The 25142-nt window shown below is 43.7% G+C and carries 19 protein-coding genes; 8 read left to right on the top strand and 11 right to left on the bottom strand.

The annotated features are described in order from the left end of the window. Positions 1-44: 44 nt before the first annotated feature. The 4 genes from csaB to JV16_RS08770 are packed head-to-tail and all read right to left on the bottom strand — an operon-like array spanning position 45 to position 5240. The gene (csaB, locus tag JV16_RS08785) at positions 45-1121 is read right to left on the bottom strand and encodes a polysaccharide pyruvyl transferase CsaB (protein WP_042535314.1); all 1077 of its coding nucleotides are present in this window, start codon (positions 1119-1121) and stop codon (positions 45-47) included. Beyond that, positions 1118-2980, bottom strand: a complete 1863-nt coding sequence (locus tag JV16_RS08780) for a DUF5693 family protein (RefSeq protein WP_244463815.1) — start codon at positions 2978-2980, stop codon at positions 1118-1120. Before JV16_RS08780 ends, csaB begins: the two co-directional genes overlap by 4 nt. Further along, positions 2977-4509 (bottom strand): putative polysaccharide biosynthesis protein, encoded by a 1533-nt coding sequence (locus tag JV16_RS08775; RefSeq protein WP_042535310.1) that lies wholly within the window; start codon positions 4507-4509, stop codon positions 2977-2979. Before JV16_RS08775 ends, JV16_RS08780 begins: the two co-directional genes overlap by 4 nt. After that, on the bottom strand, positions 4506-5240 hold the full coding sequence (locus tag JV16_RS08770) for a WecB/TagA/CpsF family glycosyltransferase (protein WP_021094686.1): 735 nt from the start codon (positions 5238-5240) through the stop codon (positions 4506-4508). Before JV16_RS08770 ends, JV16_RS08775 begins: the two co-directional genes overlap by 4 nt. Positions 5241-5379: 139 nt before the next feature. Here JV16_RS08770 and JV16_RS08765 point away from each other — a divergent pair, with 139 nt between their 5' ends. Beyond that, positions 5380-5949 (top strand): hypothetical protein, encoded by a 570-nt coding sequence (locus JV16_RS08765; protein ID WP_244463811.1) that lies wholly within the window; start codon positions 5380-5382, stop codon positions 5947-5949. 22 nt (positions 5950-5971) lie between these two features. On the opposite strand, the gene JV16_RS08760 is transcribed toward JV16_RS08765, so the two are convergent. Beyond that, on the bottom strand, positions 5972-7117 hold the full coding sequence (locus JV16_RS08760; RefSeq protein WP_042535306.1) for an SEC-C metal-binding domain-containing protein: 1146 nt from the start codon (positions 7115-7117) through the stop codon (positions 5972-5974). Between the two features lie 126 nt (positions 7118-7243). On the opposite strand from JV16_RS08760, the gene JV16_RS08755 reads away from it, so the two are divergent. From JV16_RS08755 to JV16_RS08745, 3 genes are all read left to right on the top strand, one after another. Continuing rightward, entirely contained in the window at positions 7244-8101 is an 858-nt protein-coding gene (locus JV16_RS08755) for a CvfB family protein (RefSeq protein ID WP_042535304.1), read from the top strand. Further along, entirely contained in the window at positions 8098-9090 is a 993-nt protein-coding gene (locus JV16_RS08750) for a Gfo/Idh/MocA family protein (protein ID WP_042535302.1), read from the top strand. Before JV16_RS08755 ends, JV16_RS08750 begins: the two co-directional genes overlap by 4 nt. A gap of 94 nt (positions 9091-9184) precedes the next feature. Further along, on the top strand, positions 9185-10237 hold the full coding sequence (locus tag JV16_RS08745; protein ID WP_084220321.1) for a Fic family protein: 1053 nt from the start codon (positions 9185-9187) through the stop codon (positions 10235-10237). Positions 10238-10249: 12 nt separating this feature from the next. Here JV16_RS08745 and JV16_RS08740 read toward each other — a convergent pair whose 3' ends face one another. Both JV16_RS08740 and hmpA read right to left on the bottom strand, forming a co-directional pair. Then, positions 10250-10669: a VanZ family protein gene (locus JV16_RS08740; protein ID WP_042535360.1), complete on the bottom strand. Its 420-nt coding sequence runs from the start codon at positions 10667-10669 to the stop codon at positions 10250-10252. A 102-nt stretch (positions 10670-10771) separates the two neighbouring features. Next, complete coding sequence (gene hmpA / locus JV16_RS08735) at positions 10772-12001, bottom strand: NO-inducible flavohemoprotein (protein ID WP_042535298.1); 1230 nt, start codon at positions 11999-12001, stop codon at positions 10772-10774. A 160-nt stretch (positions 12002-12161) separates the two neighbouring features. Between hmpA and JV16_RS08730 the strand changes: the two genes are divergently transcribed. The 3 genes from JV16_RS08730 to JV16_RS08720 are packed head-to-tail and all read left to right on the top strand — an operon-like array spanning position 12162 to position 17008. Then, positions 12162-12605 carry an Rrf2 family transcriptional regulator gene (locus JV16_RS08730; protein ID WP_042535296.1) on the top strand — a complete coding sequence of 148 codons (444 nt, stop codon included), beginning with the start codon at positions 12162-12164 and terminating at the stop codon, positions 12603-12605. A gap of 54 nt (positions 12606-12659) precedes the next feature. Further along, complete coding sequence (locus tag JV16_RS08725; RefSeq protein ID WP_042535294.1) at positions 12660-14315, top strand: SWIM zinc finger family protein; 1656 nt, start codon at positions 12660-12662, stop codon at positions 14313-14315. Continuing rightward, on the top strand, positions 14315-17008 hold the full coding sequence (locus tag JV16_RS08720) for a DEAD/DEAH box helicase (protein WP_420864989.1): 2694 nt from the start codon (positions 14315-14317) through the stop codon (positions 17006-17008). The genes JV16_RS08725 and JV16_RS08720 overlap by 1 nt, the downstream gene beginning before the upstream one ends. Positions 17009-17127: 119 nt before the next feature. Here JV16_RS08720 and JV16_RS08715 read toward each other — a convergent pair whose 3' ends face one another. The 4 genes from JV16_RS08715 to JV16_RS08700 all read right to left on the bottom strand — a co-directional run bounded on the left by JV16_RS08715 (position 17128) and on the right by JV16_RS08700 (position 24270). Next, positions 17128-20184, bottom strand: a complete 3057-nt coding sequence (locus JV16_RS08715; RefSeq protein WP_042535290.1) for an efflux RND transporter permease subunit — start codon at positions 20182-20184, stop codon at positions 17128-17130. A 106-nt stretch (positions 20185-20290) separates the two neighbouring features. Continuing rightward, positions 20291-21799: a glycine betaine uptake BCCT transporter gene (locus JV16_RS08710; RefSeq protein ID WP_042535288.1), complete on the bottom strand. Its 1509-nt coding sequence runs from the start codon at positions 21797-21799 to the stop codon at positions 20291-20293. A gap of 126 nt (positions 21800-21925) precedes the next feature. Next, positions 21926-22897 carry a UDP-glucose 4-epimerase GalE gene (gene galE, locus JV16_RS08705; protein WP_042535286.1) on the bottom strand — a complete coding sequence of 324 codons (972 nt, stop codon included), beginning with the start codon at positions 22895-22897 and terminating at the stop codon, positions 21926-21928. Positions 22898-22959: 62 nt separating this feature from the next. Then, a complete protein-coding gene (locus JV16_RS08700; RefSeq protein WP_042535284.1) occupies positions 22960-24270 on the bottom strand; it encodes a UDP-glucose dehydrogenase family protein in 1311 nt (436 codons plus the stop codon). A gap of 143 nt (positions 24271-24413) precedes the next feature. Between JV16_RS08700 and JV16_RS08695 the strand changes: the two genes are divergently transcribed. Further along, positions 24414-25007, top strand: a complete 594-nt coding sequence (locus JV16_RS08695) for a plasmid pRiA4b ORF-3 family protein (protein WP_042535282.1) — start codon at positions 24414-24416, stop codon at positions 25005-25007. Positions 25008-25142: the final 135 nt, after the last annotated feature.

Here is a 25142-nt window from a genome sequence, read left to right as displayed (position 1 = left end):
AAAAGTTATATAACAAAAATAAAAATAGGTCATTCGACCTATTTTTATTTTCGGAACAAAGCGAGCGCTTCTGCCGCAGTTTGTTGCGCAGTTTGTTGAAGCGGTGCAACGGCATAAATCATTGCTTCTTTTCGCTCTTCTCGTTTATTCATACATTGTTGAATATATGAAAATAGTGCTTCGCCGTCCCAGTGATCATCTTCCACGTGAGCGAACACCGGTTGATTCGCTTGGTTGGCAAACGCATCAATTTTCGGATCGTACGATAAAGCGATAAACGGCGTCTGACCGACAGCGGCAAAAATTAATGCGTGCAAGCGCATCCCAACGAGCAAGTGCGCACTTGCAATCATCGCCATTTTTTCTTCAATACTTGCGTCATGAGGGGCAACGATAGCACGCTCTTTCATCATTCCCAACACACGCCGCGACGTTTCATCATCGTGATGTCCGTGCATCGGGATGAATACGACGTCAAAACCTGCTTGGACAGAACGGTCAAGCGCAATCGCCATTTTTCTTTCAAAATCGCGACCGCGCGCCCAATCGCGCACAGAAACAGCGATGACAGGACGTGTAAACGACTGTTGTTGCCACCAAACGGTTGGCGTTGTCGGTGGCTTTAGCCCCATCACCGGATCAGGCACGACGGTGATCGGCTTTGTAATACCTAACGTTTTTAATAGTTGCGCCGACGGCTCATCGCGCACCGTTAGACGATCGACTTGATTAAGCGTCCATTTCATGAGCCACTGGTTTTGCTTTTTGTTGACAGGGCCCATGCCTTGTGCATAAACCATGACCGGTTTGCCTAACCATTTCGCAATTTGCATAATTCCTGTATAGTACGGGATGCTGCGCCATCCCGTTTGATCTTGAAGCAAACTTCCCCCGCCGCTAATTAAGCCGTCACTATGACGAAGGGCTTGAATGATATCACCGATTCGCCAACGGTTCACCGCATGAACGCCATACGTTTTTTCTGTAAAGGCAGGATCGTTAGAAAGCACGGTCACTTGCACATTTGGATCATGCGCACGGAGCGCTTGAATAATCGCATATAAAATCGCTTCATCACCGACGTTATGAAAACCGTAATATCCAGATAACACGATGTTCATCTTATCACCTTTTTCCATGCCCACTCATATACGTAAATAAGCACGATGCCAATGACGAATCCAAGCCCAAGACTGTATACCGTGCGAATAAACGAAATAAATAGTGGGATATGCAAATGAGTAAATGTATTGATCATCGATAGCCATCCGATCGTTCCAACGATAAGGAGAATAGCCCCTAGCTTTTTTTGCTTATTTATGACAAATAACGCAAGCAAGTACGCTGGAAAACCGAGCAAAAACTCTTTCGTGCGGGGACGTACGTACAACCATTCTTCAAGTTTTTGTCTCGCTGCTAGCTCAAACGCACTTGCAGTTCCCGTATTGCCAGAGCGCAAGACATAGTACGCAAGCAAAGCGAGGATAAACATGCTAAGCACGACGTGTCCAATCGTAATCGGTTGCTTCCATAGTTTTTTAAAAAACGGTATAAGTGGTTGTCCGATGATCGATGGTAATACGAGTAAAATCATTGCCACGAGCGGCACGACGTAAACGAGTTTCACCCCACGAAATCCTTCACCGACATAAGCCATATATTCATTTCCGTACAACATCGTCACAATCCAGCTTATTCCGATAAATGAAATAGCAATCGCGCGGCCGTATGCGGTAATCGTTCCGCGCCATCCTTCCCGAACGGAAGACGGCTTCGCTGCATAAATCGGCGTGACAATCGCCACAAGCAACGCTAGCGCTTTTAAAGCGAAATCAATTGCTAACACCGTACCTGCAATGCCTAAAACGAGCGCCCCACCTGCCGCAAGCGGTGCAATGATCGGTGACACGAGAGAGCGAACAGCGAGAAAAACGAAAGCAGCTGCCCCGACAATAAATCCGATCGTTGCCATATAGGAACGTTCAATCGGTGCGAACGGTTCGCTGTTGCCTAGCGTATAGTGATTTGGCATATGTTGAACAATTTTTTTCATTACCGTGATCGTTTTTTCAATATTTTGCTGCTCATCTAATGACGTATACGGACGAATAAATAGCGCGCGAATATTTCGTTCTTTTACTGCGCGAACCGCCACATCTACCGCTTCATCTGGTTTACGTTGCTCTAAATTTAAACTATGCAAACGAACGACGTGGACATTCATCGCTTTCGCTAATGTCGTCAATCCTTTCGCTTCGTAAAACTCCGTTGATAGTAGAACATATCCTGCTTCATTCCATCTTTTTCCCCATTTTTCAACATCAGACGGATAACCAGCAACTTCTTCCCCTGTCGGTAACAGTTTCGATATATGTTCGTTTTTTAACGTTTCTACTTGTTGAAGGACACGTGCACTCGCTTCATTCATATCGCGCGCATCTGGAATGCGAAGCACGACCATGAAACCACGTGTCATTAGGTCAGAAATTTTCGTTTCGTCATATCCAAGGGGAACGCGCTCGATTTTTTTCGCATTTCCTTCAATCATATAGTACGTTTTCCCGTTTACTTGCATCGCTTTGATGTCATCGCCAAATGTCGCTTGTAAAGATGTAACAGTCGGAAACGTATCATCAAGTGGATAAACGACGATGCCACGCGCTGGCGTCACAACATGTTCATTTGCTAACACAAGTGCCTGTTTCCATTCCCCCATTCTGAATAGCAACACACGTCCGGACTTTTCAAGTGAATCAAGCGTTTCTGCTTCAACGCTGACCGTCGTTAGCCCCGCTTCTTTTAGTTGCTTCCATACTTGTTCTTCGTCTTCTTGCAACCACACTTCCACTTCATCGTATGGCATGATCATTTCATACGTTCGATTGTTCCACTCTGCTTCATGCCGCTTGCCAATCGCTGGAGCAACAAGGAGAAGCGAAATGGCCATCATGAACAACAACCACTTTTTCACATCATTCATCCCTTCTTCGTTTGATTCAACCATTGGCGAAACTGTTGAAGCGTCACACCACCGAGTGCGAGCACAACCCCAAGGTAAAATAAACCGCCTGCGACCGTCGCAGCTGTGACGTAACCGAGGGAGGCGAGTCGTCCCCACGTTGGAGAAATGAAAAATAAACCGACTCCCATCATAACAGAAGCAGCGACATACACGACGACTTTTCGGCTCCAAAAAGCGAGCGAAACGCGCCGACGAATCGCCATATGATTCGCCCATGTAATAAACCCATATGTAATCAATGTCGAAATACCGGCACCAATTAAGCCATATAATGAAACGAATAAGGCGTTTGTTCCCCATTTCACGATACAGCCGATTAAAATGATGGCTGCCGCGCGTTTTGACTCACCAATCCCTTGCAAAATGCCTGTTCCAAGCAAAGCAAGCGACGTAAATACGGAACTTGCTAATACGACCGCCATTGTCGCGCTTCCTTCATTATTTGTAAATAAAGCGATATTTAAAGGGACGGTCAACCCAGCTAAGCCGGCTGCCATAGGCCACGATAAAAAATGTGATAGGTCAAACGATTTTTGAACTGTTTGCTGCGCTAAACTCGCTTCCCCTTTTGCCATTTGTTTACTTAACAAAGGAATAAGCGGAAGCACGAGCGAAGATGAAAACACTGTCGCAATTTGGACGAGCGCTGTTCCGCGGCTATACAATCCAAATAAATAGCTCGTCTCTCCCTCTGCTGTTCCGTACCAACGAAGGGCGATCGGAACAGAAAGCGAATCAACTAAATTTAAAAATGGCATCGCAAGCGCCCCAAACGCAATCGGGATAGATAATTTTAAAATCGTTTTGCTTGTCTCCACCCATTGCACGCGCGAAAGCTTCACGCGTTTCGGACGGTTAGGGGAACGGGCATATAATATACGTAAGTAAATGAGACTTGCTAAGGCACCGAGCGGCGAGCCGATCATGATTCCCCCTGCAACGATATCATCGCGATATGCAGCTTGAACCATATAAAAAGCAACAAGTAAAATGAAAGCGACGCGCACGAATTGTTCTAGCACTTGTGAAGCAGCGGTCGGTTTCATATTTTCAAGACCTTGGAAAAACCCGCGATATACCGCCATATACGGCGAGATGAGAAGCGTCGTGGAAACGACAACAATGGCTAATCGCGCTTCTGGACCGCCAAGCGCTTTCGCAATCCAAAATGAACCGCCTGCAAGGAGTGAAAAACTGAGCACACCGAAGCTAAATGCCAATAAGCTTGCGGTTTGTACAAGTCGCGCCATCTCTTCTTCTTTTTGCCGAGCGCGCGCTTCGGAAATTAACTTCGATACGGCAATCGGAATACCGGCAACGGATAAAATTAAAGCGACCATATAGAGCGGATAAACGAGACTAAAAATGCCAAGCACTTTATCTCCTGCAATATTTTGCAGGGGGATGCGAAAAATGCTGCCAAGCACTTTTGAAATAATCGTCCCAATCGTTAAAATGATCGTCCCTTTGACAAATGACTGGCTCATTTTCCGACAACCTTTTGTTTTAAAATCGTCCACGCAAACCGCGGCAACGCCAACATTCGTTTCGCCCGCGTCGGCTGCTTCAATAAACGATATAGCCACTCTAAATGAAGGCGAATCCATAGTTCGGGAGCGCGTTTGACCACCCCAGCAAGCACGTCAAAACTTCCGCCAACTCCCATCCATACACCTCGTCCTACCATCCCTATATGTTCCGCAATCCATTGCTCTTGTTTTCCCATTCCTAATGCAACAAAAACGAAATCTGGTTGCGCTTGTTTCACTTCTTCGACAATCGTTTTGTCATTCCAATCAAAGTAGCCGTTGCGTACCCCAACTACATGAACGTTTGGATAGTGGTTTCGAATATGCTGTGCGGCAGCTTGTACAACTTCTTCTTTTGCGCCAATCATATATACGCGATATTCGTGTTCATTCGCAAGCTGCAAGCATCGGCATAATAAATCGTAGCCAGCGACACGCTCAGGCAAAGGGGTGCCAAGCAGCTCGGCCGCCTTGACAACCCCAATCCCATCCGCAACGACATAATCTGCTTGTTGAATCGTTGCCATATATGTTGGTTCTTCTTTTGCTTTCATCACAATTTCAGGATTGGCCGTGACGATAAAACACGGCTTTTGTTGTTTGACGCGCTCATGAACGATGGCAACCATGTCATCCATCGTTGCGCGCACAAACGGGACTCCGAGTATATGAACCGTTTGAAACGACATACAAAACGCTCCTTCAATTCAATTGTTCGACAACATTATTAATGATATCACATGACTATGACATTGACTATTTCTTCTTCGACATAACATTGGTAAACTAATGGTATACATACACATAAAAGAAAGGATTGTGTACACAATGGAAAAATGGACAAATGATACGGTCAATCGGACAGTCATGGCACTTGTACAACAACTGACAAAAGACTGGACGAAAACGAAAGTACACTCAGAAATATTAGAAATTTTCATGAACATGCGTTTAGAAACGAAAAATGAGGAAGAATATGTGAATTTGCTTTTAACGAATGTCGCTTTTGCTACGGAATCGAGTTTTGCCTTACAAAAAATATTTGAGCTTATTTTATTAAATAAACAATTTCCACCTGCTGAAGCCGTACAAGCTTGGCTAACGGATGCGCATGAAAAAATTCAACAACAATTGCCAACGTTGCGCGACGTGTATTGGAAACATTTTAGCAACGCACAAGGCGAAGAAAATATGAAAAGAAAGCTAGAATTAAGCTATTGCCCTATGTTACTAAGTAATCGCATCAAAACAGATTTCATTTTCGCTTTCATTCACGAACAAAATCAACCGATGATGAAAGATTTTTTCGACGCAGATCCGAAAGCTGTGCTCGAAGCGCTTCATCATATCAGCGGCTTTTTCGCCAGCATGATTTTAGAAGGAATCGAACTCATATAATAAAGGGAGCCGCGCGCTCCCTTTATTCTTCATCGCAATCTTCACATACTTCGAATATATCTTCATCGTCCCAATCGTCATCGTCCCAATCGTCATCGTCCCAATCGTCCCAGTCTTCATCTACTCCAAGCGCTTCGGCTAATTCGTCAATCTGTTCTTCCAACATGAAATCTAAATCTTCAAGAGCGATATATAAATCATCAATGCGTTTCGAAAGCGTGCTTGCTGATATGCCGTACATTTCCGCCAGCTGTTTTTGTGACATCCATTCTTCTTGCAAAACGGTTTCTATAAGAAGGTAATGCAAAGCAGCCGCATACACTTCCGGCTTGCGAATGTTCGGGTTTTTCGCGCGACAATATTGGCGCCATACAATACGCGCAGTATCAAGAACGCTTCGATCGTCAATGTTTGCTTTTTGTTCAAGTATCGTTAATACTTCTTGATGTTTCGGTGACAACTCGTCCGTATCAATTAATGAAAGCGATAGCGACTGTTGAAAAATATATGGATATTGCTCGATCCATTGTTGACGGTCGTTGTTACATTGCTCGCAATGCTCTTGTACAAAATGTGTTACAGCGTTCGATAACACGATCGGCATCGGGAAAAATGTTGAAAAACAAGTGGTATATTGCCCATGTGGAACGAAAATGCCTGTTATCACTTGTCCCACTTCGAGATCGTAATCAATATGTTCATCTAAAAATTTAATTTGTTTCGTTTCGCCTGTGACGAGATCTGTTCCGAACGCAAACGAACCGTCCATATGATCGATTTGTACAAATGACGGAAACGCTTCTTTCCAAGATGTCAAAATAGACAGCACGGATGGGCGGACGTGATGTTTCCGAATCGTGCTTAAGTAATAATCGAGAATCGTCATGCCGCGCATATCTTTTTTAAAAAACATGACCCACACGCTAATAAAAAATCGGAAAATCATGAGCGCGTCTTCATCTCGTTCTTTTTGATTTATGTATGCTTTTGTATGTTGATATAAAAAGGACTCGTGTTCGAAAGCGGCATAGCGAATGAAATCGTGCATATGCTGTTCCACTTCTTGATCGACGAGCTTATGAATGGAAATGACATTATTGCCGCAACAATGTTTATACTTTTTCCCGCTTCCGCACGGACATAACGCATTTCGTGCTACTTTATTCATCGTCTTCACCTCAATCTCTTTTTCTTTATTGTATCACGCCAAACTGGAACAAGATACATCCTTTGTCTCTTTCATTTTAATCATGTACAATAATGGATAAACTACTTACAAAAAAGGAAGAGATACATGATTGGACAAATGGTTACATGGAAAGTAAAAGAACAAAAACCGTTCGGTTATATCGTCACAGACGGAAAAGAAACGGCGTTGCTTCATGAAAGTCAATGTGAAGGCGAATTACACATTGGGGAAGATGTGCATGTATTTTTATATCATGATCACGACGGACGCATGCGCGCGACGATGAAAAAACCGCTCATTACAACATCGTCATACGGTTGGGTAGAAGTGGTCGATGTTGTGCCGCAATTAGGCGTTTTCGTTCATATCGGCATCGAAAAAGATATGTTATTATCGATTGACGACTTACCGTCGCTTGCGACGCTTTGGCCTGAAAAAGGAGATGAATTGTACTGTTCACTCCAAGTGGACAAACGAGGGCGACTGCTCGCTAAACTGGCAGATGAAGAAACGATGAAACAAATAAGCGTTCCTGCGCCACCTTCTGCGTTTAATACAAACGTGCGCGGGCGCATTTATCGCCTCATCAAAGCTGGCTCTTTCCTCATCACAGACGTTGGCTATCTCGGATTTATTCACGAATCACAAAGAAGACGAGAGCCACGTCTTGGCGAACTTGTGGAAGGACGCGTCATCGCGGTGAAAGAAGACGGAACGATGAACGTATCACTCCTTCCTCGCAAACAAGAAAGTTTACAAACGGATGCCGAAACGATTTACCAATATCTCGAAAGTCGCGGTGGGGCGATGCCATATGGTGACAAAAGCGATCCCGAAGATATTCAAGCGCGCTTTCATATGAGTAAAGCTGCCTTTAAACGGGCGCTCGGACGATTAATGAAAGAAAACAAAGTGTACCAACAAGACGGTTGGACATACATCAAAGGGAGAGAAAACGAATGATTCGCTTTGCGACAATCGGAACAAACTGGATTACAGAGGCGTTTATTCGCGCCGCCAAACAAGTCCCGTCATTTCATTTACAAGCTGTATATTCTCGCCAAAAAGAAACGGCAGATGCTTTCGCCGAAAAAACAGGGGCCACGCAAACGTTTACTAATTTACACGAGCTTGCCGCAAGCGATGATATTGATGCCGTATATATCGCAAGCCCAAACGCGTTTCATGCCGAACAAGCGATCGTGCTTATGAATCACGGCAAACATGTCATATGTGAAAAGCCACTCGCTTCTAACGTAAAAGAAGTAAAAGCGATGATTGAAACAGTAAGAAAAAACGATGTCGTGCTCATGGAAGCGATGAAAACAACGTGCTTGCCAAACTTTCAAGCCATTCAACATCACTTGCCGAAAATCGGGCGCATTCGTCGTTACGTCGCAAGTTATTGCCAATATTCTTCGCGCTACGATGCGTTTAAGCAAGGAACGATTACCAACGCCTTTCATCCTGCCTTTTCAAGCGGCGCATTAATGGATCTTGGCGTATATTGTTTATATCCGCTCGTTGTTTTATTTGGCGAACCGAAGTCGATTCAGGCGCATAGCGTTCGCTTATCGTCTGGAGTAGATGGCGAAGGAAGCATTATACTCGATTACGGTGAGATGGATGCGGTTGTTATGTATTCAAAAATCGCAAACTCTTATACTCCTGCCGAAATTCAAGGGGAAGAAGGAACAATCGTGATCGACACGATTCATACTCCCACGCGCGTCCATATTCATTACCGCGACGGGCGTACAGAAGATATAAGCGTTCCGCAACCGCATGAGCCAATGTACTACGAGGCACTTGAATTTATGACGCTCATCGAACGAGGAGAAAAGGAATCAACGATCAACTCACACGCTCGTTCCCTCGTAACGATGAAAATTATGGAAGAAGCACGAAAACAAACAGGCATTGTCTTTCCTGCAGACGAACGTTTCGCTTAAAACGAAACGTTCTCTTTTTTTATAATGAGTATATTTTTATAAAAATAGGTTCACTATGTTATAATTAAATGTAATCATTTATAAACGAGGTGATATGATGCGCATATACAATTACGAGCTATTGAAACATCTCCCATACTCCATGGAAACGATTCAACTACTTACAAAAATTGATGAATACAAAGGGAAACAAGACTTATACAAAAAGCAATCTCCTCAAATACTCGAAACGCTGAAAAATGTAGCGATCATTCAATCCACAAAATCATCAAATGCGATTGAAGGAATTATCATTACAAATAAACGGCTGAAAAGCATTATGGCAGGACAGACGTTACCGATGGACCGATCGGAAGGGGAGATTGCTGGGTATCGGAACGTGTTAAAACTGATCCACGCCTCATCCGATGCCATTCCGATATCCCCTTCTATCATCAAACAACTACACCGTGATTTATACGAGTATGTCCCTTCACAAGGAGGAGAATGGAAAAGTCAAGATAACTATATTAGCGAAACGTTGCCGAATGGGGAAAAGTTTATTCGTTTCATTCCCGTACCTGCTTTTCAAACAGATGAGCACATGCGCCTTCTCTGTATGACTTTTCAAGATACCGTTCAAAAAGGTGACGTACATCCATTGATCGCAATTGCCATCTTCATTTTAGATTTCCTTTGCATTCATCCATTCCACGACGGCAATGGACGGATGTCACGTTTATTAACACTTCTTTTATTATACAAATTTGGGTACGAAGTCGGTCGTTACATTAGTATTGAAACGCTCATTGAAGAAAGCAAAGAAACATATTACGACGTGCTAAAGCGCTCATCAATCCATTGGCATGAAGGGAAAAACGATATTTTTCCTTGGCTACATTACTTTTTATCGATTATCGTTGCTGCATATAAAAAACTTGAAGAGCGTGTGGGCTATGTAGAAACAAGTCGCGGAAATAAACGAAAGCGCATTAAAGATTTCATTGAAGGGAAAATTGGATACTTTACAAAAGAAGAGATTCGCCATGCCTGTCCTGACATTAGTGAAGCAACGATCAATCGCGTCTTAAACGAATTAAAAGAAGCAAAAAAAATCACCCCAATTGGTAAAGGAAGAAGCGCAAAGTGGAAAAAAACTAGTGAATAAGCGAGCGAGCGTTTATGCTCGCTTATTCGCCTTCCAAACCATCCATAACACAATCGTCGCCCCGATCATATCGATGATGACGTCAGAAAATAGGGCCGTTCGGTTCGGTTGAAACGACTGGTGCCATTCATCAAATATCGCACAGACGAGCGTAAGCAACCATGCGAAGCGATAAGAAGCTGTCGCTTTCCATGCAAAAAACGCAAACGTTCCAAATACCGTCATATGCGCACATTTTCGAACAATAAAATTCCATGAAAATAATCCGTCGCTCACAGGATGGTTCGTATGAATGCCAACATATTCAAGCCAATAGCGAACCCATTGTGCCGTTTGTTCCCCGGTAAATAGCGGAGACTCGGTAAAATAGTAAATAAGCGCACACCATGCAAATACAAGACCCCACCATATCATACGATTTGTTTTAGTCATCATTCAGACCCTTTCTATATACGGAAATCTTCCCACCATTCTATCTCTTTTTCCTCTTTTTCACAACAAAAAAGCCCCTCCCAAATTGGGAAGGACAACATGTTACAGCTGACTAGCAGGACCGAAAAATTCATAATGAACCCGCTCCTCAGCCACCCCACATTGCTGCAGAGCTTCTTTGACAGTTTTCATAAAAGGAATTGGGCCGCACATGTATACATCGACATTCGTTTGCTCGATAACAGACCGCATAAATGAAGCGTCAATAAATCCTTCCTTCTTAAAATACGGATGAGTTCGGTCAGCTTCTGACGGTTGTTCATAACAAACATAATAAGATACGTTCGTTTGTTCTGCGAGCATGCGCAACTCTTGATCAAATGCATGAACGCGACGATTGATTGCCGCACAAATAAAAGTGATTGAACGATTTGGCTGTTGTTTTACGACTGACTTCGCCATACTTAATAATGGTGTAATACCTACGCCACCGCTAACGAATATAACAGGAGTTTCCTTGCTCATGTCGATTGTAAAATCACCAGCTGGTGCACTTAATTCAAGCACGTCCCCTTCTTTTACATGATCATGTAAATAATTCGATACAATACCGGCAGGCTTTTGTGCTGTTTCAACTTCCCGCTTTACACTTATACGGTAGTGCGATTTCCCTGGTACATCCGATAAACTATATTGACGAATGTGCGTATATTTTTCGCTTGGAATTTGCACTTTCACACTTACATATTGTCCTGGAAGAAAATCGCTTATTTCCCCTCCATCTTGTGGAACGAGATAAAATGATGTGATAACATCACTTTCTTTCACTTTTTTCTGCACAACAAAAGGACGAAAATCAACCCATCCTCCTTGTTTTTTCGCTACCTCATCGTACATTTGTTGTTCTACTTGAATAAATACATCAGCAATTACGCCGTAAGCTTCTCTCCATGCTTCAATCACTTCATCTGTCGCAGCTTCACCAAGTACATCTTTAATCGCCATCAATAAATGTTTACCAACGATCGGATAATGCTCCTTTTTTACCCCTAAACTACGATGTTTATGACCAATTTGTTTAACAACGGGCAAAATGTCCTCTAAACGATCAATATGCTTCGCTGCTGCATATACAGATGCGGCCAACGCCTTTTGTTGTCTCCCTTGCTTTTGGTGAGCATGGTTAAAAATGTTCAATAACTCCGGGTGATTAGAAAACATCAGTTCATAAAAACGCCGTGTAATTTGTTCCCCATATTGTTCTAACACAGGAACCGTTGATTTGATAATTTCAATTGTACGTTCGCTTAATAAAGATTTTATTGCGCCCATCACACATATCCCCCAAAAACATATATTTTATATACATGTTTATTGAATCATATAAAAAACAAAAAAGCAATATATAAAATACATGTTTTTTATCACATAACGGCGAGACGAAAGAATGTGCTACTATATAAAGTAAATAACAAATGAAAGGTGAAACATTATGCAGTTAACGAACTATACAGAATATGCGTTGCGTGTTCTTCTCTTTTTAGGAACGTTAGAAGAAGGTGAAAAAACAAACATTAAAGAAATTTCCCGCACGTTTTCCATTTCCGAAAACCATTTAAGTAAAATTGTATACGACCTCGGAAAACTCGGACTTATTGAAACGATTCGCGGGCGAAACGGCGGCATTCGCCTCGCTAAAAAACCAGAAGACATTCGCATCGGTGCTGTCGTTAGGCAAACGGAAGAGAATTTATCTCTCGTTGAATGCTTTGCCGCTCATGGAAACGATTGTGTTATTACACCCGTTTGTCAGTTGAAACATATTCTTCACGAAGCATTGCAAGCATTTTTACAAACACTTGACAATTATACACTTGCTGATTTGCTACAAAATAAGCAAACATTAAAAACATTTTTTAACTTCCCTCGTTTGTAAACAAACGGCGAGCATGCTAAAATAAGGACAAATTTAAGAGAAGGAGATGCTGTCATGTTACAGACGATGTTGCCGCAAGAGTTGATGACGAAAGCGGCTCAACGTGTCATAAAGCTGCTACCGTACAAAAAACATAGCGACATGATTAAACGCGCATGGCATTTGTATCGCACCGGGCATGTATATAACGTGACGATCGAGGACAATGTGCTGAAAGGGAAAGTAACGGATAAGGGACATACATATGAGCCGTCTTTTCGGTTAAAGCAGGTGGCGGGCTCATCGTGTACTTGCACAGCCGTCGGTCTATGTCCGCACAATGTTGCGTTATTTTTATATGCATACAATCAAATTGATGCGGTTGGGAATTTAATTAGAACATGGAAAGAACCAGCGACAAAACGAAAAAAAGCAGAAAGCAATGAAACACAAAAAGACGTACAAGTGAAACAACAAACCGTTCAGCAACAGAAGCTAAACGAGAAAAATAGAAGCAATACGTCAAACAACGCAAATATCGTTGACGCGTGGTGGCAATCGTTTGAAGAAAAATATCGCCGCATCCCGCTATACAATATAACGGAAGAAGAACATATGCGCAGGCTCGTTCAATCGTTTTTCCCAACATTTGAACGTCCGACATCTAAAGCATCGTTTTTAGACCATTTATATTATGTCCATGCCGCCTTATTTACATTTATTAAACTTGTTCATATTCCGCAAAAATCATGGGGCTACTTCGCGATCATGCAAGAGCGACATGTGGAACAATTTTCTTCAACCGTCCAACAAGCACTCACAAATTTAGCAAAAAAACCGCGTACAAAAAGTCATGAACAACTTTTATACGCTACTATCCCATACGTAAGAAACGTATTGTCGGGCGAATTAACGTACTTTAGACAAATATTAGATGTATACGAAATCATATGGACAACCGTATTGACCGACGAAACATATCGCCAAGAGGAATGTACATGGGCGATTGAGCAGTTAAATAAGAAACAAACCGTAGAAGAAAAAATACCGTTTATCGGCGCAGCTTCGTACGTGTCATTTTTGCTTGGAAACGATCAGCAAGCTTATCAGCTCATTGAACCGTTTCCATACTTAGCAACAGGACATATCGTCCGTTTTATGCATATGTCATTTGCGAAAAAGCAAATTCAACGTGGAGCTGATTGGTTTCATCGGCTCGAACAAAATGTGGAAACGTACTTATATTCACTTCATATAAGTGACCGTGAGTGGTTTGTTCAACATGTACTATCTGCCTATGTCCAATATCGTATCGCTACAAAAAATGAACAAACCGAACGGTACGAACAGCTTCTTCAAAGGCTGCTTCCGTACAGCTTTTATACGTACATCGATTACTTATTTGATGAACAAAAATGGAAAGAGCTTATTGAATTATATATGCTTGAAAAAACAACCGTCGATATGATTCATCCGCTCCATTTAAAAGCAGTCGAACAAGCGGATCGTTCGCTCGTTCTTCCGCTTTATCATCAAACGATTATGTATTACATCGAACAAAAAAATCGGAGCGCATACGAACAAGCGATCAAACATTTACGAAAACTACGGGCTCATTACCGTGCTTTAAAACAAATGCCTCGCTGGGAAACATATATTACAAAACTCGCTGAACAAACAAAACGATTACGTGCCTTTCAAGATTTATTACGGAAAGGGAAATTCATATGATGCAACTGGAATTACAAAGCCGCTGGCTTGAGGAACAAAAACAATTTTTCATTTATAGCGACGATACACACCCAAGTAATTGGAGAGGCATCGTTTTTTTATGGCATGAAGAAACGTTTTATGGCACATTCGCCCCTATCGAGACGATTGGGACACATATTGGCGTTCTTCTTTCTCCATGGGAGGCGCTTACGTTTTTTGCCTATCCGTCGACGAGCGCATTGATCGAAGTTGCATGGGATGACCAAAGCAAACAATTTCAAACATGGGCAAAACAAATCATGGGACATATCGAACAAAAGCAGTTTATGCCTGACTTTGAAACATGGAAAAAAGGGCAATTCGGCTGGAAAGGTACAGAAGAAGATCATCCGTTCGTTGCGATGTGGCGCTCCGAAGCAATAAACGACTGGATTCAATCGGACGTGGAGCTAAAACAAACGTGGCAACAAATCGTTGAAACATATCCGCTACTAACAAGCGACAGCGTTTCATTTATAGACGAGCATGACTGGCTCACCGAAATTGGCTGGGACAAAAACCGCCCGCCATTTATCATCGCCATACGTTTAAACGAACCAGAGGAAGATGGTGGAGCATGGTCGCTTGAAACGGTGCTCATCGACGCAGCAACAAACGACATCACCGTGTATCCGCATATGCCGAAAGCTTGGCAAGCGTACGCTAGTCATATTGAACGAGCTCAACAACGCTGGCAAACGATCGTTCCATGGCTGAGCGAAAATGGGGCGCTGCGCACGCAACTAAACGAAGAAGAAGCGTGGCGCTTTTTAGTGGAAGCGACAATCGAACTCACCGAAGCAGGCGTTCGCGTTATCGTGCCGGAATGGTGGGAAGTCGTCAAACAAACGCGCCTTCGTGTAAAAGCACGCGTGAAATCATCGGCAACATCTGTGTTCGGACTCGATGCACTCGTCGATTTCGACTGGCGTATCGCTACAAACGGCATCGAACTGACGGAGCAGCAATTCGCGGAACTCGTCGAACAAAAGCGCCGCCTCGTGCGCATTCGCGATCAATGGGTACAACTTGACCCTGCCGTCATTCAACACGTACAAAAGCTGATGAAACGAGCGAAACAAGAAGGTTTATCAATTCGTGACGTACTTATGCAAACGCTCGCGGAAAAAACAAACGAACAACATGAAGACGATGAAGCGATTGACATTGAACTGAATCGCCCGTTTGCCACGCTCGTACGAAAAATGAAAAACATTGACCATATCCCAAACGTCACCATTCCGAGCACGTTCCACGGCACGTTACGTCCATACCAACAGCGAGGCGTCGACTGGCTTGTCTTTTTACGCCAGCTCGGTTTTGGTGGCTGTTTAGCAGACGATATGGGTCTTGGGAAAACGATACAAATGCTAGCCTATCTCGCCTATGTGAAAGAAAACGAGAAACGAAACGGCCCTGCTTTACTTATTTGTCCAACGAGCGTCATCGGCAACTGGCAAAAAGAATGTCAGCAATTCGTTCCGTCTTTAACCGTCTACGTTCATCACGGATCCACTCGTGGACATGGAGATACGTTTATCGAAAAAGCAAAAAGCTGTGATCTTGTCATTACATCATACAGTTTGGCTCATTTAGATTTCGATGACCTCGCAAGCATCGATTGGGATGTCATTTGTTTAGATGAAGCACAAAACATTAAAAATGCCCAAACGAAACAAGCGCGTGCCATTCGTAAACTAAAAGGGCGTCATAAAATTGCGCTCACCGGTACACCGATTGAAAATCGACTAAACGAACTTTGGAGCATCTTCCACTTTTTAAACCCGGGCTACTTAGGCTCACAAACAGAGTTTCAACGTCGCTTTGCAACGCCGATTGAAAAAAACGGAGACGCACAAGCAACGGAAAAACTACAAAAACTCATTCGTCCATTTTTATTGCGGCGAACGAAAACAGACGAACGTATTGCGCTCGACTTGCCTGATAAACTCGAACAAAAAGAATATTGCCCGCTCACTGCCGAACAAGCATCCTTATACGAACAAATTGTGCAACAGTCGCTTGAAAAACTCGAACAAGTCGATGGGTTTGCGCGACGCGGCATCATTTTACAAATGTTAAACAGCTTAAAACAACTATGCAACCATCCAGCACTATACTTAAAAGAAAAACATCCGAAGCAAATCGTCGAGCGATCGCATAAAGTAGAAAAGCTGCTTGAACTTGTCGGGCAAATTCGCGACAGCGGAGAAAGTTGTTTAATTTTTACGCAGTACATTCAAATGGGCGAGATGATTCAACACCTTCTTTCTACGCATTTGAAAGAAACGGTCGTCTTTTTAAACGGCAGCACACCGAAACAAACACGCGATGAAATGATCGAACAATTTCAAAACGGGCAGTTTCATATATTCATTTTATCGCTCAAAGCGGGCGGGACAGGTCTAAACTTAACAGCCGCCAACCACGTCATTCATTTTGACCGTTGGTGGAATCCGGCTGTAGAAAACCAAGCGACAGACCGAGCGTATCGCCTCGGGCAAACGAAATTTGTTCATGTGCATAAATTCATTACAACCGGGACGATTGAAGAAAAAATCGACGATATGCTTGAGAAAAAACAAGCGCTCAATGAACAGCTCATCCAAAGTGAAACGTGGATTACCGAACTGTCCAACGAACAATTACGTGAACTATTTACCCTTTCATGAGGTGAAATATGGCAAAGAAAAAAGGAACGAAGCAACAAACATTATGGGAAAAACTGCTTGAACAAATGGCCAAAAAACTAGAAGAACGAAAAAAATAAACAGCCGGTCGCGTCGGCTGTTTATTTTTGAATATAAAACTTTCTCGATAACGTAAAGCTGTACACGACCGGAATGACAAATAACGTTAAAAAGGTGCTGCTCAATAGTCCACCAATGACAGTAATCGCCATCGGCTGATTAAGCTCCGCCCCGTCACCGATGCCAAAGGCGAGCGGCAACAGCCCTAAAATTGTCGTTAACGCCGTCATTAAAATCGGACGAAGACGAAGTTTTACCGCTGTGACAATAATGTCTCGTTCTCCGCGTGCACGCAATTGATTCATATAATCGACAAGGACAATCGCATTGTTGACGACAATACCGGCAAGTACGATACCGCCGATAATGACCATGACGCTTACTGGCGTCTGTGTCAACAATAATCCGCCCGCAATTCCGACGATCATTAACGGAATCGTAAACATAATGATGAACGGATGTTTAAACGACTCAAACTGCGCCGCCATGACGAGATATACAAACGTAACCGCCAATCCGAAAGCTAACGCTAAATCGTCAAGCGACGACTCAAGCAACTCCCGATCGCCGCTAAAGACGATGTCCGTCTCAGCTGGAAGATCGAGCTTTGCGATTTCACGGTCGACAAGCGCCGATATGTCGCCAAGCGTCACCGAACTTTTATATTTCACAGTAAACTGAACGGCACTTTGTTCATCGATTCGCTGAATGCGAACAGGGTTTTTGCCGACCGAAACGGATGCAATATCCCCAAGTTTTACGAACGTACCGTCCGGTTTTTTCACAAGCAATTTTTTTATATGTTCAACCGAATGGTTCGCACGATCATCGTATTGAACGTTTACATCGTATACGTTCGCGCTCGCATCAATGATGCGTGTCGCCGTCATTCCGCGCGTCATTTGTTGGGCAGCGATGGCGACTTGCGCAGGGGTTAAACCGTTTCGCAACGCTTTTTCACGGTCAATCTTCACTTGCATTTCATCAACTGTTTCTGATAAATCCGTTGTCACTTCTTTTACTTCTTTTAAGGTCTTTAATCGTTTTTCAATTTGACTAACGACTTCTTTCAACCTTTTCTCATCCGTATCTTTTACGCTAAATGTTAACGTATTTGGCGCACTTCCGGTCGATGCTTGCAAGTTAAACGACACTTCCGCCGTTTTATTCACTTTTTTCACCGCTTGTTGCACAGGAGATTTTAACTCATCAACGACAACGAACACCGAGCGATCACGCTTATCTTTCGGTTTCATTTTCACGTATATTTCCGCGACGTTGCTTTGCGCCGTTCCACGAAACGACTGTTCTTGTGTCGAACCGATCAGGCTGACGTACGTATCGATATCATCCACTCGCTTTAATTCATGTTCAATCGCCGCCACAACGCGCTCTGTCGCTTGCAGCGAAGCACCGTCATCTGTTTGGACGCGAATCGAGAAAAACCCTTCATCAGCATTCGGCAAAAACTGCATACCGACGGTCGTTAAACTAAACACCCCCGCACCGAGCAAGCCGAACGCGAGCAATAATACGACGAAACGATGACGCAACGACCATCGTACACTTCGCTCAAGCGCACGCATCGGAGCGGACGTTAAACGGGCTTCTTCGCGATACCGTCTGCGCGGGCGCAACCAACGGCTCGCAAGCATCGGCACAACCGTCAGCGCAACAAATAACGATGCTAGTAAACTAAACGCAATCGTTAGCGCAAACTCGGTAAATAAATCTCCAATTAAACCGGTAATAAATAATACCGGAATAAACACAGCTACACTCGTTAACGTCGATGCGACAATGGCGGTTCCGATTTCGCTTACCCCATCTTTCGCTGCTTCTTTCGGATCTTTTCCCATCGCTAAATGGCGGGAAATATTTTCAATAACGACAATCGAGTTGTCAACAAGCATCCCGATCCCAAGGGCTAATCCGCCAAGCGTCATAATATTTAACGTAAAATCGGAAAAATACATTAAAACAAACGTCACAATGACAGAGTACGGAATGGCGATGCCGATAATGATTGGACTTTTCATGTTTCGTAAAAAAATAAACAGCACCGCCATCGCAAAAGCGCCACCTAAAACGAGCGATTGTGCGATGTTGCGAATCGTTCGCTGAATAAATTCCCCTTGGTCAAACAATATGTCGACATGTACGTCTTGAAATTGTTCTTTTTTCAACAATTTATCCAACTGCTTTTGAAACGCTGTAGATACTTCCGCTGTGTTCGCATCTGCCTTTTGCAGCACGCTCATTAACACGGATGGCTTTTCGTTCGTTCTCGTAATCGTTTGTTGCTCGTCTGGAACGAGTTCAACGCTCGCTACATCTTGCAAACGAACGCGCTTACTTGTCATAGGGTCGATCAAAAGAACGAGATTTTTTAATTCATCGACAGACTGTACCGTGCTTAAAATGCGTGTCGATAGTTGCCGATCGTCGATGACGACCGTTTCCCCTGGCAACGACACGTTGTTAGCCGAAATGAAATTCACAACGTCTTGTTGGGAAAGTCGGTACGTTTGAAGCTTATTTGGATCGACGACTACGCGCACATGTTTCGTAAACGTTCCTGATACGTTGACGCTAGCTACTCCTTCCGTTTTGGCCAGCTCTGCTTTCAACTGTTGCGCCAACGTCTTCAGCTGTTCATGTTCCTTTTCCGTCGTCAACGTCAGTTGGATGACAGGAAACTGCGACGGGTCAAACTTTAAAAATCGCGGCTTTGACACGTCATCAGGAAGAGGCGCTTGATCAATACGCTGCATGACATCATTTTGGATGTCATCAATTACTGTCGTCCATGAAAACTGTAATAAGATGAGTGTCGAGCCTTCTTGCGACGTCGAAGTCATCGTCTTTAGCCCCGGCAACGTCGCTAAGCTGCTTTCTAACGGCTTCGTCACTTTCTCTAACACTTCCGTCGGCCCCGCTCCCGGATACGTTGCTACAACGACACCGACAGGGGGTTGAATATCAGGAATTAACTTCATCGGAATATTTAACAAAGATACCGCCCCTAAAAGAATGACGATCACCATCGATACGAACGTCAACACCGGGCGCCGAATCGAAAAATGGCTAATGTTCATAACTTGTCTGTTCACCGTCCTATTTTTTGTTCTACTGTTAGGGTAGCAAACAGAACAGCGAGTGTCAAACTTTAGGCAAAAAAATAATCGGTCAAGTCATGACCGATTATTTTTTCTTCATAAATGTTTCTTGTTTAAACGACCGCAACAAAGAAAGAATCATAAGAAGCATGATAACCGTAAATGGAAACGCCGCAATAATTGATGCGGTTTGAAGCGCCTGTAATCCGCCTGTCCAAAGTAAAATGATGGCGGTCGCGGACTGAATGATTCCCCAAGTCAATTTAACAGAGTTTGATGGATTTAAACTTCCATTTGTCGTCTGCATTCCTAGCACAAATGTCGCCGAATCGGCTGATGTAACGAAAAACGTACAAATGAGTAAAATCGCTAACCCCGATAAAATCGTGCTCAATGGGAAATGTTTAAAAACAGAAAAGAGCGCCATCTCAATGCCTGACTCATTCATCGTTTCCATAATGTCTGCCCCCTCAAACATTTCTAAATACAGGGCAGATCCGCCAAACACAGAGAACCATAGGGCGCTAAAAATCGTCGGAACGAGCAATACACCGATCATAAACTCTCGAATCGTTCGTCCGCGCGAAACGCGGGCAATAAACGAGCCGACAAATGGTGCCCATGCAATCCACCATGCCCAGTAAAAAATCGTCCACACCCTCGGCCATTCACTTTGTTCGAACGGACTTAACCGTAAACTCATAGATGGTAAGTTTTGAATATACGAGCCGACCGTTGCGGTAAATACATCCATAATGAAGTTTGTCGGTCCTGCAAACAGCAAGAAAAGCATTAAAAGCACTGCAAGCATCACATTCGTATCACTTAATATTTTAATGCCTTTATTCAATCCTGTTTGGGCTGACAACATAAATAATACCGTAACGACAATGATAACGACGAGCTGTGTCGCAAAACTGTTTGGTATACTTGGAGAGAGGTGAGACAATCCCCCACTAATTTGAATCGCCCCTAATCCAAGTGAAGTCGCTACACCGAAAATGGTCGCGTAAACCGCTAACGTATCGACGGCAATCCCCGTTAATCCATTTACACGCTCACCCAACACGGGACGCAGTACGCGGCTAATCACTCCCGGCTCTTTTTTCCGAAACTGGAAATAAGCTAACGCTAGCGCGACAACCGCATAAATCGCCCACGGGTGCAATCCCCAATGGAAAAACGCATATCGCATCGCTACACGAGCAGCTTCTGCTGTTTCTGCTTCACCAACAGGTGGGCTGTAAAAATGATACATCGGCTCAGCCACGCCCCAAAACACTAACCCGATTCCCATACCGGCACTAAACAACATGCCAAACCACGTTCGATAACGATACTCCGGTTTTTCATCGTCCGCACCTAGTCGAATGTTTCCATACTTTGAAAAGATCATAACGAAACAGAAGACGAGAAAAGCCGTTGCGGCTAGTAAATAAAACCAACCAAACTTATGCACTAGAAAACTTTGTACGTCGCCGCTCACTTTCGCCAAATGAAATTGCGGCAATACACTTTCCGGGATCACTCCCCAACCAATAAATAATAATGCGATGACGATAGAAATGTAAAAAACAGGTGTTGTTTTCCGCATCCAATCCCTCCTTCATTTTATATGCCTTATGGGGATCGTGTTAGCGTCTTCGGGTGTTAATGAAGCATGTATATTAACATGGTAACAAAATGGAAAAGAGAAGTCAAAATATTCGACTTCTCTTTTCTATGATGTATGTTTCTCGTGCCAACGCCATGCGCTTGCAATAATCTCTTCAAGCGAGCGCGTCGCTTTCCAGCCAAGTTCACGAGCAATTTTTTCAGACGAAGCGACGAGTCGAGCCGGATCTCCTGGACGACGCTCCGTATATTCGATCGTCGCCTGTTTCCCCGTCACACGCTCGCACATATCGATCACTTCTTTAACCGAATAACCGAGCCCGTTGCCAAGATTGTATGTCGCTGTCTTTTTTTCATTCGAAAGAAGCGCATGCAAAGCGATGATGTGCGCTTCGGCTAAATCGGTCACGTGAATGTAATCACGAATACACGTGCCGTCTGGTGTATCGTAGTCTGTACCGAACACCGAAATTTTATCGCGCAATCCGAGCAAATGTTGCAAAATAAGCGGAATTAAATGCGTTTCCGGATGATGGTCTTCCCCAATGCCCCCGCTTTCATGCGCACCTGCCGCGTTGAAATAGCGCAACACGACGTAACGTAAATCATACGCTGACGCAAAATCAGCAAGCATATGTTCAATCATCAATTTCGAACGACCGTATGGGTTAATTGGATTTGTTGGACATTGTTCTGTAATGACATCAACGTTTGGAATGCCGTACACCGCTGCAGTCGATGAAAAAATGAACCGCTTCACGCCATATTCCATCATCGTTTCTAACAACGTTAACGTCGCAGCAACGTTGTTTTTATAATATTTCATCGGCTCAACGACCGACTCGCCTACTAAACTATTTGCCGCAAAATGCATCACCGCATCGATCGGATATTTTTCAAATATGCGTACAAGCGTCGCCCGATCGCCTAAATCGCCATGAACGAACACCGCTCGTTTGTCCACAAGATGACGATGCCCTGTCGATAAATTATCGATCACGACGATCGGCTTCGTTTCAACTAATTTCTTTACCACATGGCTGCCGATATATCCCGCTCCACCAACGACCAAAATCATACAATATCTCCTTTCCTTGTCATGCACTTCAATTTTATCACACATATATAGGAAAGATGGAGTTATTTTATATTCGTTATCGGTTTTCGTCCGATCGAGTAATATTCAATTGGGTAGCGCGCTACATCGTGAAGCGCATAACAATTGCGCCCATCAAAAATAATAGGCGTTTTCATTTTGTTAACGTAAACAGATAAGTCCAGCTGGCGAAATTCATCCCATTCCGTTAAAATCATTGCCGCATCCGCACGTTCGAGCGCCTGTTCTACCCGGTCTGCATATATGACTTCTTTCGGCAACACATGTGCCGCTTTCCCCATCGCAATCGGGTCATATGCAACGACGGTCGCCTGTTCCGCAAGCAGCTCGCGCGCAACGACAAGCGATGCAGCTTCCCGCATATCGTCTGTATTGGGCTTAAACGATAAACCGAGAAGAGCCACTCGTTTTCCGGCGAGACGACCAAACCGCTCTTTCGCTTTCTCAATGAGCTTTCGTTGTTGCTTGTTGTTCACTTCAATGACCGCCTTTAACAGCTCAAAATGATGATCGATATTTGCTGCAATTTTCGCCAATGCTTTCGTATCTTTCGGAAAACAAGAGCCTCCATAACCGATACCAGCGCGCAAAAACGAGGAGCCGATGCGCGCATCCATCCCCATGCCAGCCGCCACTTGTTCAATGTCCGCGCCAACTTTTTCACATATGTTCGCAATTTCATTAATAAAGCTAATTTTCGTTGCTAAAAAGGCGTTCGAGGCGTACTTAATCATTTCCGCACTCCGAATATCAGTGTGAAAAATCGGAATGCCAAACGGCCGATGAATATCGGCAACGACCGCTGCTGCCCGTTCATCATCCGCCCCGATCACGATGCGATCGCCATGAAACGTATCGTGAATGGCAGAACCTTCCCGTAAAAATTCCGGGTTCGACACGACTTCGATACGTACATGTGGAGCAAGCTCCGCAAACATGCGCTTCATTTCGTGATTCGTCCCGATCGGCACCGTACTTTTTGTCACAACGATGACATCTTTCGTTACCGCCGCCGCAATGTCTTTCACCGCTTGCTTTAAATATGTTAAATCCGCAAAGCCATCTTCATTTTCAGGCGTGCCGACCGCGATATAAATCACATCCGCTTCCTGATATGCACGCGCACCGTCCGTCGTAAAAAACAACCGATTCGCTTCCATATTTTCTTTCATAAACGGCTCAATACCCGGCTCATAAATCGGCGAAATGCCATGCTTCATCCGCTCAACTTTTTCTTCATCGACATCCACGCATGTCACCTGATGACCAATATGCGCAAGCGCCACACCTGTCACTAAGCCCACATATCCTGTTCCGACAACGACAATGTTCATTGCTAACCTCCGTGCACGTTTTTTTTCAGTTTACACAAACGTGAGCATTTTTGCACGATACGGCTATCGAAAAAAATGAAAGATTTCTCTTATAAAAACATAGAAACTCGTCTATCATTATAGTAAAAGAAAAGGAGGAGAAAGTGTTGCAGAAAAAACAAACCGTTTACCAATTAAAAATCGCCTTGCGTGGCATTCGGCCACCCATTTGGCGACGTGTACTTGTTCCAAGCAATATTACATTCGATCAACTTCATCTGATCATTCAAGAAGCAATGGGTTGGAAAAACTATCACTTATATCAATTCGAAACAGGCGATGCGATCATCGATGTGCCACACCCTCTAGACGATTTTTCACACCCTCGGAAAGATATGCTCGATTCTCGAAAAATACGGATGAAAACATATTTAAGTCATGAAAAGGACAAAGTTTTATATACGTATGACTTTGGCGACAATTGGGAGCATATCGTTACATTAGAAAAAATTGAAAAACGAATGGAACCGTTGACACATCCTGTTTGTATTAAAGGAAAACGAGCATGCCCACCAGAAGATGTCGGTGGCGTTTGGGGTTACCAAGATGTACTCGATATGATGCAAGACGATACAAGAAAACAAGAACGGGAAGAGTTTCTCGAGTGGTATGATGAATGGTACGGAGATGACTTTGATCCAGAATATTTTGATATAGAGGAAGTAAATAGAAGACTAGCAACAATCAAATTCAAATAAATGCCTTTTTTAGGGCTGACTCAAAAGTCCGCTTTTTAGCGGTCTTTTCGGTCAGCCCCTTTTCTGTATCTCCAAATGCTCCTTTAACCGTTGCGAAATGGCTGAGTGGGGCGTGACAGGCACCGTTACAAATCC

The sequence above is a fragment of the Anoxybacillus ayderensis genome (assembly GCF_000833605.1).
GTDB classification, from domain to species: domain Bacteria; phylum Bacillota; class Bacilli; order Bacillales; family Anoxybacillaceae; genus Anoxybacillus; species Anoxybacillus ayderensis.
This window is presented reverse-complemented; position numbering and strand designations above follow the sequence as displayed.